This is a genomic window from Streptomyces sp. T39 (assembly GCF_008042045.1).
In the GTDB taxonomy this organism is placed as follows: Bacteria; Actinomycetota; Actinomycetes; order Streptomycetales; family Streptomycetaceae; genus Streptomyces.
In genome coordinates this window covers 154,027-171,478 of sequence record NZ_RDBP01000037.1, presented here as the reverse complement: position 1 = coordinate 171,478, position 17,452 = coordinate 154,027, and the positions used below count along the sequence as shown (strand labels likewise).

Genomic DNA, 17,452 nt, shown 5'->3' with positions numbered 1-17,452 from the left:
GAGGACCAGGACCCCAGAGCCGTGAAGGGGTCCGCGCTTGCCACAGACCTCGCTGCCTGCGGCCTGGTCTTCACCCGGGGCACCCCGCCACGGACGGAGGGTTGCCGGACAGCGGGCCGGGGCCGTAATCGCTGTCACTCATGACCTTGGAGAGCATCCTGCCACATGTCCTGTACGGCGCAAGGGCGCGGTCCACGATCCGGACCGCGCCCCGCCGCGTCAGGCGTTGCTCGCGGCCACCCAGCGCTCCAGCGTCGCCCGGGCCGCTCCCGAGTCGATGGACTCGGCGGCCCGCTCGACCCCGGCCGCCAGCCGCTCGGCCAGGCCGGCGCCGGACGGCTCCAGGGCCGCGAGGGCGGCGGCGGAGTTCAGCAGGACGGCGTCCCGCACGGGGCCCTGCTCGCCGGCCAGCAGCCGGCGGGCCACGTCGGCGTTGTAGGAGGCGTCCGCGCCGCGCAGGGCCTCCACGGGCACCAGGCCGATGCCGATGTCCCGCGGGTCGAAGGACTCCTCGGTCACCGAGCCGTCCCGGACCACCCACACCCGGGAGGTGGCCGTCGTCGTCAGCTCGTCCAGTCCGTCGTCGCCGCGGAAGACCAGCGCGGAGGAGCCTCGCTCGGCGAGGACGCCCGCCACGATGCGGGCCACCCTGGTGTCGGCGACACCGGTGGCCTGCGCCGTGACCCGGGCGGGGTTGGTGAGCGGACCGAGGAAGTTGAAGACGGTGCGGATGCCGAGTTCCTTGCGGGCGACGGCGACGTGCCGCAGCGCCGGATGGAACTTGACCGCGAAGCAGAAGGTGATGCCCGCCTCCCCGGCCACCTCGGCGACCCGGCGGGGGCTCAGCTCCAGGTTGACGCCGAGCTTCTCCAGCACGTCGGACGAGCCGCTCGCGGACGAGGCGGCACGGTTTCCGTGCTTCACCACCCTGGCGCCGGTGCCCGCGACGACGATCGCGGACATGGTGGAGATGTTCACCGTCCTGGCGCCGTCGCCTCCGGTGCCGACGATGTCGACGCTGGGGCCGGGCACGTCGATGAGATTGGCGTGCTCGTACATCGTGCGGACCAGTCCGGAGATCTCCTCCACGGTCTCGCCCTTGGCCCGCAGGGCGGTCACGAAGCCGGCGATCTGCGCGTTCGTCGCCTCGCCGCTGAGGATGCGGTCCATGGCCCAGGCCGTCGCGTCCGCGCTCTGGTCACGGTTGTCGAGCAGGGCGTTCAGCACCTTGGGCCAGGAGTGGGCCGCCACGCTGTCGCCGCCGATCGGGGTCACAACGTTCATGGTCCGCTCCAGGGTCCACAGCTACGAACAGGATGCCTTCCACCCTATCCAGCCCCGGGCGCGCCGAAGGGCCCCGTCCAGCGGATGGACGGGGCCCTTCGGCGCCCCTCGCGGGGCTGTGGCGACCTTCGGGTCAGGTGATCAGTGGTGGCCGTGGCCGCTGGTGATCTCCTTGTACTCGTCGGCGGTGGGCTTGGCGATCTGGCTGTCGCCGCCGTAGTAGGACTTGCTGAGCTTGACGCGCAGCTTCTCCACGGCGCCGACCTTGCGCTTCACGCCGTTCTCGTCGACCGTGGGGCCGATCTCCGCGGGCTCGTACTGCTCGTGGGCGGTCAGCTTGTAGCGGTCGCCCGGTGCCAGCGGCTCGTGGATCTCGACGAACTCACCGTGCGGCAGGCGCTTGATGATGCCGGACTCGCGTCCGTGCAGCACCTTCTCCTTGTCGCGGCGCTGGAGACCCAGGCAGATCCGCTTGGTCACGATGAACGCGATGACGGGTCCGACGAAGTACGTGATGCGCACGAACCAGGTGATCGCGTTGATCGACATGTGGAAGTGCGTCGCGAAGATGTCGTTGCCGCCACCGAGCAGCATGATCACGTAGCCGACGACCCAGGCGACACCGAGTGCGGTGCGCGTCGGGGCGTTGCGCGGGCGGTCCAGGATGTGGTGCTCGCGCTTGTCGCCGGTGATCCAGGACTCGATGAACGGGTACATCGCGATGGCCCCGAGGACCACACCGAAGATCACCAGCGGGATGAACACGCCCAGGACCAGCGTGTGGCCCCAGAGGTTGATCTCCCAGCCCGGCATCACACGGATCAGACCCTCGGCGAAGCCCATGTACCAGTCGGGCTGCGCGCCGGTGGACACCTGGTCCGGCCGGTACGGACCGAGCGCCCAGATCGGGTTGATCGTGAAGAGGCCGGCGATGATCGCGATGACACCGAAGACCAGGAAGAAGAAGCCTCCGGCCTTGGCCATGTAGACCGGCAGCAGCGGCATGCCGACGACGTTCTTGTTGGTCTTGCCGGGACCCGCGAACTGCGTGTGCTTGTGGTAGAAGACCAGGATCAGGTGGGCCACCACGAGGCCGAGCATGATGCCCGGCAGCAGCAGGATGTGGATCGAGTAGAACCGGGCGATGATGTCGTGGCCCGGGAACTCCCCGCCGAACAGGAACATCGAGATGTAGGTGCCGACGATCGGCACCGACAGGATCGCGCCCTGCGTGAAGCGGACACCGGTGCCGGAGAGCAGGTCGTCCGGGAGCGAGTAACCGGTGAAACCGGTGAACATGCCGAGGACGAACAGCAGGAAGCCGAACAGCCAGTTGATCTCACGCGGCTTGCGGAACGCGCCGGTGAAGAAGACGCGCATCATGTGCACGAACATGCCGGCGAGGAAGATCAGCGCGGCCCAGTGGTGGATCTGCCGGATGAGCAGACCACCGCGGACGTCGAAGCTGATGTCCAGCGTCGAGGCGTACGCCTCGGTCATCCGGATGCCCTGCATCGGCACGTACGAGCCGTGGTACTCGATCTCGTTCATGCTCGGGTGGAAGAACAGCGTCAGGTACACACCCGTGAGGATGATGATGATGAAGCTGTAGAGGCAGATCTCGCCCAGCATGAAGGACCAGTGGTCCGGGAAGATCTTGCGCATGTTGGCCTTGGCCAGGGAGTAGATCCCGAGCCGGCCGTCGGCCCAGTCGGCGACCTTCTCGCCGGCCGGTGCCTTTTTCTTCGTGTCTGTCACAGTGCTCATCCGCGCTCCCAGAAGGCAGGACCGACGGGCTCTTCGAAGTCGCCGAGCGCCTCGAGGTTGCCCTCGGCGTTCACGCCGATCCGCAGCTGCGGGAGCGGGTGACCGGCCGGACCGAAGATGACGCGGGCGCCGTCGGAGAGGTCGAAGGTGGACTGGTGGCACGGGCAGAGGACGTGGTGCGTCTGCTGCTCGTACAGGCTGATCGGGCAGCCGACGTGGGTGCAGATCTTCGAGTACGCGACGATGCCGTCGACGGACCACTCGAGCTCGCGCTTGTCCTTGATGTCCTCCGGCTGGATCCGGACGATCATCACGGCGGCCTTGGCGATCTCGTTGTTGAAGTCGTGATTGCTCTCCTCCAGGCCCTCGGGCTTGACGAAGGTGAGCGAACCGACGACGACGTCCTCGGGACGCAGCGGCTCGTTGGTGTTCATGTTGATGAGCAGCTTGCCCTTGGCCCACAGCGTCTTGCGGAGCTTGTCCTCGGGCAGCGGGCCCAGCTCGCGCAGCAGCACCACGCCGGAGAGCGGCACCATGGCCAGCGCGCCGAACATGGTGTTGCGGATCAGCTTGCGGCGGCCGATCGCGGACTCGCGCGCGCCGTCCGCGAAGTCGGCCATGACCTTGGCCTTGACCTCTTCGGACGCCTGGATCGGGTGCCGGTCGTCGGCGACCTCGACGTCGGACATCAGGGTGCGCGCCCAGTGGACGGCCCCCGCGCCGATGCAGAAGAGCGCCAGACCGAGGGTCACGCCCAGCGAGAAGTTCAGCGCGCTGATGTGACCGAGCGGCCAGATGTAGACGATCTTCTCGACGTCGAAGATCACGAACGAGGCGATGAAGCCGATCGTCGCGAGCATCGACAGCGTGAAGAGGAGGGCCACGGTGCGCTCGGAGCGCTTGGCGGCCCGCTCGTCGATGTCCTGGATGCGCGGCTTGTGGGCCGGCAGTCCGGGATCCGCGAAGGGGTCCTCGTCATGCTGTGCGACGGCGGTGCCGCCGCCGTGTGCCGCGGCGTGCGCGGTGCCCTGCTCTGCCGGCAGGTTCTCTTCTGAATTCTCTTGGCTACTCATGACTTCTTGGCCTTAGCGGTGTGGGCCGCAACCCAGACGGCAACAGCGATCAGCGAGCCCAGACCGAAGATCCAGCCGAACAGGCCCTCGGCCACCGGGCCGAGACCGCCGAGGGCGAAGCCTCCGGGGGTCGGGGTGTCGTCGCTGTTGACGGCCTTGACGTAGGCGATGATGTCCCGCTTCTCCTGCTCGGGCATCACGGTGTCCGGGAAGGACGGCATGTTCTGCGGGCCGGTCTGCATGGCCTCGTAGAGGTGCTTCGGGCTGACGCCGTCGAGGCTCGGGGCGTACTTGCCCTCGGTCAGCGCGCCGCCCTCACCGGTGAAGTTGTGGCACTGGGCGCAGTTGGTGCGGAACAGCTCGCCACCGTTGGCGATGTCCGCCTCGGCCGGGTCGAACTGCTCCTCGGTCGGAGTGATCGGACCGGCTCCCAGAGAGGCGACGTACGCCGCGAGCTGGTCGATCTCCTTCTGGGAGTAGATGTTCGGCTTCTTCGGCACCTGCGCGCCGGGCTGCTGGGCGGGCATACGGCCGGTGCCGACCTGGAAGTCGACGGCCGCGGAGCCGACGCCGACCAGGGACGGGCCGTCGGAGGTGCCCTGACCGCCGGTTCCGTGGCAGCTGGCGCAGCCGACGGTGTAGAGCTTCTGGCCCTCCTTGATGGCAAGGGACTGGGCGGTTTCATCGGCCTGCGCCTTGTCCGCGGGTGCGAACGCGGCGTACAGCCCCCCAGTGGCCGCCAGCGCGAGGAGTAGGACGACGACCGCCGCCAGCGGATGGCGTCGTCGTGCGGAGAGCTTTTTCACGGATTACCCCGGTGTCAGGATCTTCTGCGTCGATGCTTCTGGACTGTGTCTGCTTCAGGCGGTCCGTCGTCGTGACGGCCGCCCGCGCCGATTACTTGATCATGTAGATCGTGGCGAAGAGGCCGATCCAGACGACATCGACGAAGTGCCAGTAGTAGGACACGACGATGGCGGCGGTTGCCTGCTCGTGGGTGAATCTCCTGGCCGCGTACGTCCTGCCGAGAACCAGCAGGAAGGCGATGAGACCGCCTGTCACGTGCAGACCGTGGAAGCCGGTGGTCAGGTAGAACACCGAGCCGTACGGGTCCGACGAGAGGGAGAGCCCCTCGTGCTTGACCAGCTCGGTGTACTCGAAGACCTGGCCTCCGATGAAGATCGCACCCATCACGAACGTGATGATGAACCACGTGCGGAGCTTCTTCACATCGCCCCGCTCGGCGGCGAAGACGCCGAGCTGGCAGGTGAGGGAAGAGAGCACCAGGATCGTGGTGTTGGTCGCCGAGAACGGGAAGTTCAGCGAGTCCGCCTTCTCGGACCAGAACTCGGCACCCGTCACCGATCGCAGGGTGAAGTACATCGCGAAGAGGGCCGCGAAGAACATCAGCTCGGAACTCAACCAGATGATGGTTCCGACGCTGGTGAGGTTCGGTCGATTGACCGACGGGTGCGCGTGCCCGGTTTCTACTGTCGTTGCTGTCGCCACGACCGACATTATGTCGGTCGCTTATCCCGCCCTCACTCCGGGGGGTGCCGTTCGGTGTGTTGGTGCCCCCCACCGGGAACGGGAGCGACCTCGAACGGCCCATCGAAGAGGTGTCCGAACCGGTGTTGACAGCCAGTCGGGAGGAGTAGCATCCGCGGCACAAGCCCTGTTCGTACGAGGCGGAGGAACCATGCAGTCGAGCGCCACGGTCCTGGTCTACAGCGACGACGCGAACACCCGCGAGCAGGTGCGGCTGGCCGCGGGGCGCAGGCCGGCGGCGGACGTCCCGCCGGTGGAGTTCCTGGAGTGCGCGACGCTGCCCGCCGTCCTGGCGGCCCTGGACGCCGGTGGCGTCGACGTGTGCGTGCTGGACGGGGAGACGGTTCCGGCGGGCGGTATGGGCGTGTGCCGGCAGATCAAGGACGAGATCTTCGACTGCCCGCCCGTGCTGCTGCTGATGGGCCGCCCGCAGGACGCCTGGCTCGCCACCTGGAGCCGCGCCGAGGCGGCCGTGACGCTGCCGGTGGACCCGGTGGAGTTCCCCGAGGCCCTGGCCGCCCTCCTGCGCGACAGGCTCTCCCTGGACGCCTGAGGGCCGTCCGGGGCGTGAGGCGAGCCCTCGGACGGCCCCGGCCGGTCTAGACAGCGGGCCGCAGCCGTGCGGTGGCGGCGGAGGGGCCGGCCTCCTCGGGGGTGGCGCCGCTGAGGGCACTGCCCTCGCGCCACTTGTCCCAGGACAGGTTCCAGTCGCCGAAGCCGTTCCCGAACGTGTCCATCATGTTGCCGAAGCTGTTGACGACCTGGACGATGTCCCCCGGGCGGACGGTCTCGAAGAACCATTCCGCGTTCGACATGGACATCCCGGTGCAGCCGTGGCTGACGTTCGCCGAGCCCTGTGATCCGACGGACCAGGGCGCCGCATGGACGTATTCACCGCTCCAGGTGACCCGTGTGGCCCAGTAGACGGGCAGGTCGTAGGACTCGGCGCTGCCCTCGGCGATGCCGATGCTGGTGCCCCGCATCCGGACGAACTGCTCCTTGGCGAGCACCACCTTGACCCCGTTGCGGGTGTCGAAGCCGGGCTTGCCGGTGGTCACCGGAATGGTGTTGATCACTTCGCCGTTGCGCTTGACGACCATGGAGTGCGACGCGGCGTCGGTGATGGCCTCGATGCGGTCGCCGATGGTGAGCTTCAGGGGCTTGGAGCTGCCGCCGTAGAGCTTGCCGGCGACCTTGACGCCCTTGAGGTTGCTGGAGGCGGTGACGGTCGCTCCCGCGGGCCAGTACTCCTTCGGGCGGTAGTGGAGCATCTTGTCGTCCACCCAGTACCAGGAGCCCTCCGTCGCGGGCCGGGAGCCGACCTTGAGGGCCCGCTCGACGACGCGCCGGGCCTTCTTGTCCTTCACGGCCATGCTGAGCTTGGCGGTGATCGGCTGCCCCACGCCGTAGGTGCCCGCTTCCGGGCCGAACTCGGCGGTGAGGAAGCGCTTGGCGGGGGTGGTCTCGAAGGTGAGGACCCGCACGCCGGGCGCGCCGTCCTCGTCCTCGGTGGAGACCCGCATCGTGTAGCGGGCGCCTGCGGCCAGCGGGGCGGTGGAGCGCCAGCGGACGCCGTCGGCGGAGAGTTCGCCCGCGAGGCGGCGTCCGGCGTCGTCGGTGACGGTGACATCGGTGATCCGGCCGCTGTCACCCTTGGCGGTGACTTCGAGCGGCTTGTCCGGGTCGACCTTGCTGCTGCCTGCCTTCGTGTTGAAGGAGACCTGTCCGGCGGCGTCGAAGGGCTGCGCGGACAGCGGGTGCTCGTCGGGCTCGCCGCATGCGGTCGCGACCGTCCCGAGGGTCACGACCAGCAGGATGCAGCTGACGACGGTGCGGAAGTGCGGCGTGTGGTTCATGAGCACACGCTATGAACGCCTGTCAGGCGCGGCGCGCTGAAAGACTCCAAACGAGGGGCCCGGATCCACCTTCTTGGAGGGAAGGGGACCCGGGCCCGATCGTCGTGTCGCTACGCGGTGTTACTGGTTCTGGCTCTCACCGCGGTAGTACTCGAACACCCAGCCGAAGAGGCCGATGAGGATGAGCGGCAGCGAGAAGTAGAGCAGCCACCACCCGATCGCCACACCGAGGAAGGCGAGCGCACCGCCGATCGCCAGCGAGAGCGGCTGCCAGCTGTGCGGGGAGAAGAAGCCGACCTCGCCGGCCTCGTCCGCCACGTCGGCTTCCTTGTTGTCCTGGGCCATGGCGTCGACGCGCTTGGCCGTGAAGGCCAGGTAGTAGCCGATCATGACGCTCAGGCCGAAGGCCAGGAAGAGCGCGGTGGTACCGGCCGGCTCCTTCGACCACACGCCGTACAGGACGGCCATGGCCAGGATGAAGACGCTCAGCCACAGGAACATCTTGCCCTGGATCTTCACTTGCTCTCCTCCTTGCCACCGGCCGTGACACCGGCGGGGACGACACCGGCGGGGACGCCGCCGTGCTCGAGCTGGTCGAGCGCCGCGATCTCCGGGTGGTGCAGGTCGAACGCCGGGGATTCACTGCGGATACGGGGCAGGGTGAGGAAGTTGTGCCGCGGCGGCGGGCAGGACGTCGCCCATTCGAGCGAGCGGCCGTAGCCCCACGGGTCGTCGACCTCGATCTTCTTGCCGTACTTGGCGGTCTTCCAGACGTTGTACATGAACGGAAGGATCGACAGGCCCAGCAGGAACGAGCTGATCGTGGAGATGGTGTTCAGCGCGGTGAAGCCGTCGGCGGCCAGGTAGTCGGCGTACCGGCGCGGCATGCCCTCGGCGCCCAGCCAGTGCTGGACGAGGAACGTGCCGTGGAAGCCGATGAACAGCGTCCAGAAGGTGATCTTGCCGAGCCGCTCGTCCAGCATCTTGCCGGTGAACTTCGGCCACCAGAAGTGGAAGCCGGCGAACATCGCGAACACCACGGTGCCGAAGACGACGTAGTGGAAGTGCGCGACGACGAAGTACGAGTCGGAGACGTGGAAGTCCAGCGGCGGCGACGCCAGGATGACGCCGGTCAGGCCACCGAAGGTGAAGGTGACCAGGAAGCCGATGGTCCAGAGCATCGGTGTCTCGAAGGACAGCGACCCCTTCCACATCGTGCCGATCCAGTTGAAGAACTTCACACCGGTCGGCACCGCGATGAGGAAGGTCATGAAGGAGAAGAACGGCAGGAGTACGCCGCCCGTCACATACATGTGGTGCGCCCACACCGTCACCGACAGACCGGCGATCGCGATGGTCGCGCCGATCAGGCCGATGTAGCCGAACATCGGCTTGCGGGAGAAGACCGGGATGATCTCCGAGACGATGCCGAAGAACGGCAGGGCGATGATGTACACCTCTGGATGGCCGAAGAACCAGAAGAGGTGCTGCCACAGCAGTGCGCCGCCGTTGGCCGCGTCGAAGACATGGGCGCCGAACTTGCGGTCGGCCTCCAGCGCGAAGAGCGCGGCGGCCAGCACCGGGAAGGCCAGCAGGACCAGCACACCGGTCAGCAGGACGTTCCAGGTGAAGATCGGCATGCGGAACATCGTCATGCCGGGCGCGCGCATGCAGATGATCGTGGTGATGAAGTTGACCGAGCCGAGGATCGTGCCGAAGCCGGAGAAGGCCAGACCCATGATCCACATGTCGGCGCCGACACCCGGCGAGCGGACGGCGTCCGACAGCGGGGAGTAGGCGAACCAGCCGAAGTCGGCCGCACCCTGCGGGGTGAGGAAGCCGGCCACCGCGATCAGCGAGCCGAAGAGGTAGAGCCAGTAGGCGAACATGTTCAGCCGCGGGAACGCCACGTCGGGCGCGCCGATCTGCAGCGGCATGATCCAGTTCGCGAATCCGGCGAACAGCGGCGTCGCGAACATCAGCAGCATGATCGTGCCGTGCATCGTGAACGCCTGGTTGAACTGCTCGTTCGACATGATCTGCGTGCCGGGACGGGCCAGTTCGGCGCGCATGAAGAGCGCCATCAGACCGCCGATGCAGAAGAACACGAACGACGTGACCAGATACAGCGTGCCGATCGTCTTGTGGTCGGTGGTGGTCAGCCACTTCACGACGACATTGCCGGGCTGCTTGCGCCGGACGGGCAGCTCGTTCTCGTACGAGTCCTCAGCTGCGTCGGCGGCACCCTGGGGTTCGTTGAGGATGCTCACAGTTGGTTCTTCTCCGCATTCCTGGCCGGGTCCGTCTGCTCAATGCCCGACGGGATGAAGCCGGTCTGCCCCTTCTCGGCGAGCTCCTTCAGGTGCTGCTGGTAGCGCTCCGGGGAGACGACCTTGACGTTGAAGAGCATCCGGGAGTGGTCGACGCCGCAGAGCTCGGCGCACTTGCCGAGGAAGGTTCCCTCCCGGGTGGGCGTCACCTCGAACACGTTGGTGTGGCCGGGGATGACGTCCTGCTTGAAGAGGAAGGGGACCACCCAGAAGGAGTGGATGACGTCGCGCGAGGTCAGGACGAACCGGACCTTCTCCCCCTTGGGGAGCCACAGCGTCGGGCCGGGGTTGCCGGTCTGCGGGTTCCGCGTGCCCGGGATGCCGGCGTCGTAGACGCCCTCGGCACCCTCGGGGAAGTCGTTGCCGTACTTGTCCGGGATCGCGTTCAGTTCCTTCTGGGCCTGAGCGTCGCCGGTGGCGGGGTTGCCGTCCACGTCCTCCAGGTAGTTGAAGCCCCAGCTCCACTGGTAGCCGACCACGTTGATGGTGTGGGCGGGCTTGTCCGAGAGGGCCAGCAGCTTCGACTCATCGCGCGCGGTGAAGTAGAAGAACACCGAGACGATGATGATCGGAACCACGGTGTACAGCGCCTCGATGGGCATGTTGTACCGGGTCTGCGGAGGTACCTCCACCTTGGTGCGGGTGCGCCGGTGGAAGAAGACGCTCCAGAGGATCAGGCCCCACACCAGCACGCCCGTGGCGAGCGCTGCCGCCCACGAGCCCTGCCAGAGGGAGAGGATCCTCGGCGCCTCCTCCGTTACCGGGGTGGGCAGTCCGAGGCGGGGGAAATCCTCCCAGTTGTATGAGCAACCGGAGGCGGTAGCCAGGATCAGGCCCGCAGTCAGCACCTGCGGCAGCTTCCGCCGCATCGGGCGCCGCGACGAGCGGTCGGAGCCGTTGGGACTCACGTAGCGCCTTCCCGAGAGTCTCGGCCCGCGCGGCCGGGCTGCGGCCGTCTCGCTGGTCGGTCGCCGGCCCTGACGCGGGCAGGGGTTTGGATGTTTATGCGGACCAAACCCTACTGGACGCTATTTGGGGTCGCGCGGGGAGGGTGCCCAACGCGCCGTCCGACACCCCGAAGGGGTGTCGTGCCTGCCCGCGGACGGGGTGCGAGGTTCCGGAAAGCCCCCGGAATGCCCCACTCCGGGGGTGGTCTGACGGCCCCTCGCCCGGCGCGAGAGGCGCCCGGCGGGGTGCGCCGGACGGCCGCCGGCGGCGGAGCCGCGGCCGGCGGGTGCCCTGCGGCACCTGGGCGGCACGGCGGCGTTAGCGTGAGGACGTGCCCTACTTCGACGCCGCATCCTCCGTCCCGCTGCACCCCGTCGCACGCCAGGCCCTCCAGGCCTCGCTCGACGAGGGCTGGGCCGACCCCGCCCGGCTCCACCGCGAGGGGCGGCGCGCCAGACTCCTGCTGGACGCCGCCCGGGAGGCCGCGGCGGAGGCCGTCGGCTGCCGACCCGACGAGCTCGTCTTCACTCCTTCGGGGACGCACGCGCTTCACTCCGGCATCTCCGGCGCCCTCGCCGGACGTCGGCGTGTCGGACGGCATCTGGTGGTGTCCGCGGTGGAGCACTCCGCCGTCCTGCACTGTGCCGCGTCCTGGCAGGCCGACGGCGGGACGGTCACCGAGGTGGGCGTCGGGCGGGACGGCGCGGTGGACGCGGAGACGTTCGCCGCGGCGCTGCGGGTGGACACCGCGCTCGCGTGCCTGCAGTCCGCCAACCACGAGGTCGGCACCCTCCAGCCGGTCGCCGCGGCCGCGGCTGCCTGCCGGGAGGCGGGCGTGCCGCTGCTGGTCGACGCGGCGCAGTCGCTGGCGTGGCAGGCGGTGCCCGAGGGCTGGTCCCTGCTGACCGCGAGCGCCCACAAGTGGGGCGGGCCGGCCGGGGTGGGACTTCTCGCGGTGCGCAAGGGGGTCCGGTTCGCACCCCAGGGCCCCGCGGGCGAGCGGGAGTCGGGGCGCGCCCCCGGATTCGAGAACATCCCGGCGGTGGTCGCGGCGGCCGCCTCGCTGCGGGCGGTGCGCGCGGAGGCCGCCGCGGAGGACGCCCGGCTGCGGGGCCTCGTCGACCGGATCAGGTCGCGGGTGCCGGAGCTGGTGCCCGACGTGGAGGTGGTGGGCGACCCGGTGCGGCGGCTGCCGCACCTGGTGACCTTCTCCTGTCTCTATGTCGACGGGGAGACCCTGCTCCACGAGCTGGACCGGGTGGGCTTCTCCGTCTCCTCCGGTTCCTCCTGCACGAGCAGCACGCTCACCCCGAGCCATGTGCTGCGGGCGATGGGGGTGCTGTCGGAGGGCAATGTGCGGGTGTCGCTGCCGGCGGGGACCGCAGCGGCGGACGTGGACCGCTTCCTGGAGGTGCTGCCGGGCGTGGTGGCCGAGGTGCGGGAGCGGCTGGGCGCCCCGGTGCGGTCGGCGGACCGGGACGTGCCCGGCGGTTCCGGTTCCTCGCTGACCGTGGACGCGGTGGGCCGGCTCTGCCCGGTTCCGGTGATCGAGCTCGCCAAGGTGATCGGTGACGTGCCGGTGGGCGGGACGGTCACGGTCCTCGCGGACGACGAGGCCGCGCGGCTGGACATCCCGGCGTGGTGCGCGATGCGCGGGCAGGAGTACGTGGGAGAACCGGAGCCCGGGACGTACGTGGTGCGCCGGCTGGTGTAGCCGGCGCACCGTCCCCCGCCCGGGGCGCACCCCCGGGCGGGAGGGGGTCAGGCCAGGTGCGCGCGGACCTCGGCCGCGGCGTCGTCGCCGTAGGCCTTGGTGAAGCGGTCCATGAAGTTCGCGCGGCGCAGCGTGTACTCCTGGGTGCCGAGGGTCTCGATCACCAGCGTCGCGAGCATGCAGCCCACCTGGGCCGCGCGCTCGTGGCCGACGCCCCAGGACAGACCGGAGAGGAAACCGGCGCGGAAGGCGTCGCCGACGCCCGTCGGGTCGACCTTGGCCTCCTCGTCGGGGCAGCCGACCTCGATGGGGTCGGAGCCGGCCGCCTCGATGCGCACACCGCGCTTGCCGAGGGTGGTGACCCGGTGGCCGACGCGGCCGAGGATCTCCTCCTCGCTCCAGCCGGTCTTGGACTCGATCAGGCCCTTCTCGTACTCGTTGGAGAAGAGGTAGGCCGCGCCGTCCAGCAGTATCCGGATCTCGTCGCCCGACATGCGCGCGATCTGCTGGGAGAAGTCGGCGGCGAACGGGATGTTCCGCGAACGGCACTCCTCGGTGTGCCGGAGCATCGCCTCGGGGTCGTCGGCGCCGATCAGCACCAGGTCGAGGCCGCCGACCCGGTCGGCGACCGACTTGAGCTCGATCAGGCGGGCCTCGCTCATGGCGCCGGTGTAGAAGGAGCCGATCTGGTTGTGGTCGGCGTCCGTGGTGCAGACGAAGCGGGCGGTGTGCAGGACCTCCGAGATGCGGACGGACGCCGTGTCCACGCCGTGGCGGTCGAGCCACGCGCGGTACTCGTCGAAGTCCGAGCCGGCGGCGCCGACGAGGACCGGGGCGGTGCCCAGCTGGCCCATGCCGAAGCAGATGTTCGCGCCCACACCGCCCCGGCGGACGTCGAGGGTGTCGACGAGGAAGGACAGGGACACCGTGTGCAGCTGGTCGGCCACCAGCTGATCGGCGAAGCGTCCGGGGAACGTCATGAGATGGTCGGTCGCGATGGAGCCGGTGACGGCGATACGCACGGTGATGCGCTCCTGGGGAGGGCTGACAGTGACAGTCCACGCTACCGGGTCGCGCCATCCGGCCATGTACGGAAACTACCCGATAGTAGGGCTTTTTTCCTTCGGTGATCGATGCGTACGGTGCGACCATGACGAAGCAGATCGCCGCGCGCGAGTCGCGGGAGTCCGAGATGAGCCTGGCCCAGCTGCGCGGCGACTGCGCCCGCATGGCCCCGCACTGGGTGGTCCCGGCCGTCCAGGCACCGGCGCCGGTACCGCCGTCCCTGATCCACGGGGTCGTCGTGCCTCCCGCGTCCGCCCGGCTCGTCGACGCGATGTCCGTCTACGGCGACTGACCCCCGGGAACCGCACGCTCCCCTGCCCCGTCTCATCCGTGTCCTCCGGCGCAGGAGGCAGGAGACAAGGAGCGATGCGGTGAGCAGCACGGAGAAAGCGCACGACGGCCCCCGCCGGCGGTCCCCGCTCGTCGTCGCCTCGGTGGTGGCGGCGGTGCTGGTCGCGGGCGGGGGCGGGGCGTACTTCGCGGCCGCCGGATCCGGCGGCGACGGCGCGGCGGGCGGCAGGAGCGAGACCCGGGAGGACTCCGGCCCCGCTCCCCTGCTCGCCCTGGACACGGCCGGCGGCGGCATCGCCCCCGGCGAGCCGGACCCGAACGGCCGGGGCGTGGTCCTGCGGGCCGCGGGCGAGCTGCCCGACGGGCCCGGCAGGGCGGCCGTGCACCGGGCGACGGGTTCCGTGACGGAGGCCGAGGTCGCCCGGCTGGCGAAGGCGCTCGGCATCGCGGACGCGCCGAGGCTGGAGGGCACGGCGTGGAAGGCCGGGGCGCCGCAGGACGGTTCGGGTCCCGTGCTGGAGGTCGGCAAGGAGGCACCCGGCACCTGGACGTTCCACCGCTTCGGCACGGCGCCCGGCGGTGACGACTGCCCCCGCGGGAAGCCGTGCCCCGACGGCGGGTCCCCGGGCGGCGACCCGGGCGGCGCGGTGGACGAGGCGGCCGCCCGGAAGGCGGCGGCCCCGGTGCTGGAGGCGGCCGGCCAGGGCGACGCGGCACTGCGCACGGATCAGCTGATGGGCGCGGTCCGGGTGGTCAACGCCGACCCGGTGGTCGGCGGACTCCCGACGTACGGCTGGTCGACCGGGGTGCAGGTGGGCCCCGACGGACAGGTCGTCGGCGGCAGCGGCCGGCTGAAGGAGCCGGTGCGGGGCCACGCCTATCCGGTGGTCACCGCGGACGAGGCGGTCCGGGTGCTCAACGAGGCGGCGAAGGGCGACGGCCGGATCGGCATCGGCGGCTGCGCGACACCCGTGCCGCACCAGGACGAGCTGCGGCCGGGCGCCGAGCCGGCCCCCGGGAAGCCGGAGGCGCCCTGCCGGTCGACGGACGACCGGACGCCCCCCGGGACGCTGACGGTCACCGAGGCCGTCTTCGGGCTGGCCGCGGGGCAGGTGGACGGACGGCCGGCGCTGGTGCCGTCCTGGCTGTTCCAGGTGAGGGGCGACGGCGGGGACACGACGTTCACCCTCCCGCGCACGGCCGTGGAGCCCCGGTACGTGAAGGCGGACGAGCCGCCGGCCCGGGAGATCCCGCGCTCCGGGGACCCGGACGGGATCCCGCCGCTGCCGGGGACCTCGTACACCGCGGACGACAGGACCCTCACGGTGACCTTCTGGGGCGGGGTGTGCGACACCTACCGGGGCGAGGCCGACGAGAGCGCCGGGAAGGTGACGGTCGAGGTCGAGGCCGTCGATCCGGATCCGGACCGGGTCTGCATCGCCGTGGCCGAGGAGCAGTCGGTGAAGGTGACGCTGGACGCGCCGCTGGGCGACCGCGCGGTGGTGGACGCGAGCAACGGCAAGGAGCTCCCGCTGCGCAAGTAGGTCCCGAGCACGCCGAAGGGCGGCGCCCCGTGCGGGGGCGCCGCCCTTCGGCGTGTGCGGAGCGGGCGGCTCAGCTGAAGGAGTCGCCGCAGGCGCAGGAACCCGTGGCGTTCGGGTTGTCGATGGTGAAGCCCTGCTTCTCGATGGTGTCGACGAAGTCGATCGAGGCGCCGCCCAGGTAGGGGGCGCTCATGCGGTCGGTCACGACCTTGACGCCGTCGAAGTCCTTGACGACGTCGCCGTCGAGCGAGCGCTCGTCGAAGAACAGCTGGTACCGCAGGCCGGAGCAGCCGCCGGGCTGAACGGCGACACGCAGCGCGAGGTCGTCGCGGCCTTCCTGGTCGAGCAGGGCCTTGACCTTGGCCGCGGCGGCGTCGGACAGGAGGATGCCGTCGCTGACTGTGGTCTTCTCGTCCGATACGGACATCTGCTTCTCTCCCGGGTTGTACGGAGACTGCTTGCCGACGATTGCAACCGGCGTGGCCGCGGATTCATTCCGGAGCCGGGGTCTTTCCCTTTTTCATGCTCGCACACCGGCCGGGCGCGGGGTACCGGCGCGGCGGGGAGGGGGTGCGTCACATCGACGCTATGGCCGTCGTCAAAGTGACGTGAACCGGTTATGATAGATAGCGTCATATAGACGAGAAGTCTCCTGTCAGACGAAGAAAGGGTGCGTGTCGTGACCACCGCCCAGACCACCGAGCTCGACGTCCAGCCGTCGCCGCTCGCCCTCCTGCTGCTCGGCCGCGAGGCCGACCCCCGGAGCGAGCGCGGCGTCGAATGCCCCGGCGACCTGCCCTCCCCCTCCGACCCGGACCTGGTGGAGCGCGCCCGCGCGGCCAAGGAGAAGCTCGGCGACAAGGTCTTCGTCCTGGGACACCACTACCAGCGCGACGAGGTCATCCAGTTCGCCGACGTGACGGGTGACTCCTTCAAGCTGGCCAGGGACGCGGCGGCGCGCCCCGAGGCCGAGTACATCGTCTTCTGCGGCGTGCACTTCATGGCGGAGTCCGCCGACATCCTCACCACCGACGACCAGAAGGTCGTCCTGCCCGACCTCGCGGCCGGCTGCTCGATGGCCGACATGGCGACGGCCGAGCAGGTCGCCGAGTGCTGGGACGTGCTCACCGAGGCCGGCGTCGCCGAGCAGGTCGTCCCCGTCTCGTACATGAACTCCTCCGCCGACATCAAGGCGTTCACCGGCAAGCACGGCGGCACCATCTGCACCTCGTCCAACGCGAAGCGGGCTCTGGACTGGGCCTTCGAGCAGGGCGAGAAGGTGCTCTTCCTGCCCGACCAGCACCTCGGGCGCAACACCGCGGTCCGCGACATGGGCATGTCCCTGGACGACTGCGTCCTGTACAACCCGCACAAGCCGAACGGCGGTCTGACCGCCGAGGAGCTGCGCGGCGCGAAGATGATCCTGTGGCGCGGGCACTGCTCGGTGCACGGCCGCTTCTCGCTGGAGTCGGTCAACGACGTGCGTGAGCGGATCCCGGGCGTGAACGTCCTGGTGCACCCCGAGTGCCGCCACGAGGTGGTCGCGGCCGCCGACTACGTGGGCTCGACCGAGTACATCATCAAGGCCCTGGAGGCGGCCCCGGCCGGCTCGAAGTGGGCGATCGGCACCGAGCTGAACCTGGTCCGGCGCCTGGCGAACCGTTTCGCCGGGGAGGGCAAGGAGATCGTCTTCCTGGACCGGACCGTCTGCTTCTGCTCGACGATGAACCGCATCGACCTGCCGCACCTGGTGTGGACCCTGGAGTCCCTGGCCGAGGGCAACCTGGTCAACCGCATCGAGGTCGACAAGGAGACCGAGAGCTTCGCGAAGCTCGCGCTGGAGCGGATGCTGGCCCTGCCGTAACCGCCGGCCGCCCGGGGGCGCCACGCACACCGTGCGGGGCGCCCCCTGCTCCGTCACGCATCACCTTAAGGTGGGACATGTGGCGCCCAGGTCCCCCCGACGACACCGGCGGCTCGCTCTCGCGGCGGCGATCGCCGYCGCGAGAGCGAGCCGCCGGTGTGCCGGTGT

General features: G+C 69.7%; 16 protein-coding genes and 1 riboswitch. Of the genes, 5 read left to right on the top strand and 11 right to left on the bottom strand.

The window, feature by feature from the left end; all coding sequences use genetic code 11:
- Window positions 1-28: 28 nt before the first annotated feature.
- Window positions 29-146, bottom strand: a riboswitch (SAM riboswitch).
- Window positions 147-219: 73 nt separating this feature from the next.
- The 5 genes from trpD to EAO77_RS23175 form a co-directional block, all read right to left on the bottom strand.
- Entirely contained in the window at window positions 220-1,284 is a 1,065-nt protein-coding gene (trpD, locus tag EAO77_RS23195) for an anthranilate phosphoribosyltransferase (RefSeq protein ID WP_147990234.1), read from the bottom strand.
- A 141-nt stretch (window positions 1,285-1,425) separates the two neighbouring features.
- Window positions 1,426-3,051, bottom strand: a complete 1,626-nt coding sequence (locus EAO77_RS23190) for a cytochrome b (RefSeq protein ID WP_147990233.1) — start codon at window positions 3,049-3,051, stop codon at window positions 1,426-1,428.
- Window positions 3,048-4,124, bottom strand: a complete 1,077-nt coding sequence (locus tag EAO77_RS23185) for a ubiquinol-cytochrome c reductase iron-sulfur subunit (RefSeq protein ID WP_147990232.1) — start codon at window positions 4,122-4,124, stop codon at window positions 3,048-3,050. Before EAO77_RS23185 ends, EAO77_RS23190 begins: the two co-directional genes overlap by 4 nt.
- Window positions 4,121-4,930 (bottom strand): c-type cytochrome, encoded by an 810-nt coding sequence (locus tag EAO77_RS23180; RefSeq protein ID WP_147990231.1) that lies wholly within the window; start codon window positions 4,928-4,930, stop codon window positions 4,121-4,123. The genes EAO77_RS23185 and EAO77_RS23180 overlap by 4 nt, the downstream gene beginning before the upstream one ends.
- 91 nt (window positions 4,931-5,021) lie before the next feature.
- On the bottom strand, window positions 5,022-5,642 hold the full coding sequence (locus tag EAO77_RS23175) for a heme-copper oxidase subunit III (protein ID WP_147990230.1): 621 nt from the start codon (window positions 5,640-5,642) through the stop codon (window positions 5,022-5,024).
- A gap of 181 nt (window positions 5,643-5,823) precedes the next feature.
- Between EAO77_RS23175 and EAO77_RS23170 the strand changes: the two genes are divergently transcribed.
- The gene (locus EAO77_RS23170; protein WP_147990229.1) at window positions 5,824-6,225 is read left to right on the top strand and encodes a hypothetical protein; all 402 of its coding nucleotides are present in this window, start codon (window positions 5,824-5,826) and stop codon (window positions 6,223-6,225) included.
- Window positions 6,226-6,271: 46 nt separating this feature from the next.
- Here the strand turns inward: EAO77_RS23170 and EAO77_RS23165 are convergent, their stop codons facing one another.
- The 4 genes from EAO77_RS23165 to coxB all read right to left on the bottom strand — a co-directional run bounded on the left by EAO77_RS23165 (window position 6,272) and on the right by coxB (window position 10,766).
- A complete protein-coding gene (locus EAO77_RS23165) occupies window positions 6,272-7,528 on the bottom strand; it encodes an Ig-like domain-containing protein (protein WP_147990228.1) in 1,257 nt (418 codons plus the stop codon).
- Window positions 7,529-7,648: 120 nt separating this feature from the next.
- The gene (locus EAO77_RS23160; RefSeq protein WP_147990227.1) at window positions 7,649-8,047 is read right to left on the bottom strand and encodes a cytochrome c oxidase subunit 4; all 399 of its coding nucleotides are present in this window, start codon (window positions 8,045-8,047) and stop codon (window positions 7,649-7,651) included.
- Window positions 8,044-9,798, bottom strand: a complete 1,755-nt coding sequence (gene ctaD, locus EAO77_RS23155; protein WP_147990226.1) for a cytochrome c oxidase subunit I — start codon at window positions 9,796-9,798, stop codon at window positions 8,044-8,046. Before ctaD ends, EAO77_RS23160 begins: the two co-directional genes overlap by 4 nt.
- Window positions 9,795-10,766, bottom strand: a complete 972-nt coding sequence (gene coxB, locus EAO77_RS23150; protein WP_147990225.1) for a cytochrome c oxidase subunit II — start codon at window positions 10,764-10,766, stop codon at window positions 9,795-9,797. The genes ctaD and coxB overlap by 4 nt, the downstream gene beginning before the upstream one ends.
- Window positions 10,767-11,137: 371 nt before the next feature.
- Between coxB and EAO77_RS23145 the strand changes: the two genes are divergently transcribed.
- Window positions 11,138-12,520, top strand: a complete 1,383-nt coding sequence (locus EAO77_RS23145; protein WP_147990224.1) for a cysteine desulfurase/sulfurtransferase TusA family protein — start codon at window positions 11,138-11,140, stop codon at window positions 12,518-12,520.
- Between the two features lie 47 nt (window positions 12,521-12,567).
- On the opposite strand, the gene EAO77_RS23140 is transcribed toward EAO77_RS23145, so the two are convergent.
- Window positions 12,568-13,542 (bottom strand): carbohydrate kinase family protein, encoded by a 975-nt coding sequence (locus EAO77_RS23140; protein ID WP_147990223.1) that lies wholly within the window; start codon window positions 13,540-13,542, stop codon window positions 12,568-12,570.
- 128 nt (window positions 13,543-13,670) lie between these two features.
- Between EAO77_RS23140 and EAO77_RS23135 the strand changes: the two genes are divergently transcribed.
- Both EAO77_RS23135 and EAO77_RS23130 read left to right on the top strand, forming a co-directional pair.
- Window positions 13,671-13,877, top strand: coding sequence for a hypothetical protein (locus EAO77_RS23135; RefSeq protein ID WP_147990222.1), 207 nt, complete (start codon window positions 13,671-13,673; stop codon window positions 13,875-13,877).
- Window positions 13,878-13,956: 79 nt separating this feature from the next.
- Entirely contained in the window at window positions 13,957-15,420 is a 1,464-nt protein-coding gene (locus tag EAO77_RS23130) for a hypothetical protein (RefSeq protein WP_147990221.1), read from the top strand.
- 70 nt (window positions 15,421-15,490) lie between these two features.
- Here the strand turns inward: EAO77_RS23130 and EAO77_RS23125 are convergent, their stop codons facing one another.
- Window positions 15,491-15,847 carry a HesB/IscA family protein gene (locus EAO77_RS23125; RefSeq protein ID WP_018848827.1) on the bottom strand — a complete coding sequence of 119 codons (357 nt, stop codon included), beginning with the start codon at window positions 15,845-15,847 and terminating at the stop codon, window positions 15,491-15,493.
- A gap of 252 nt (window positions 15,848-16,099) precedes the next feature.
- On the opposite strand from EAO77_RS23125, the gene nadA reads away from it, so the two are divergent.
- Complete coding sequence (gene nadA, locus EAO77_RS23115) at window positions 16,100-17,284, top strand: quinolinate synthase NadA (protein WP_147990219.1); 1,185 nt, start codon at window positions 16,100-16,102, stop codon at window positions 17,282-17,284.
- Window positions 17,285-17,452: the final 168 nt, after the last annotated feature.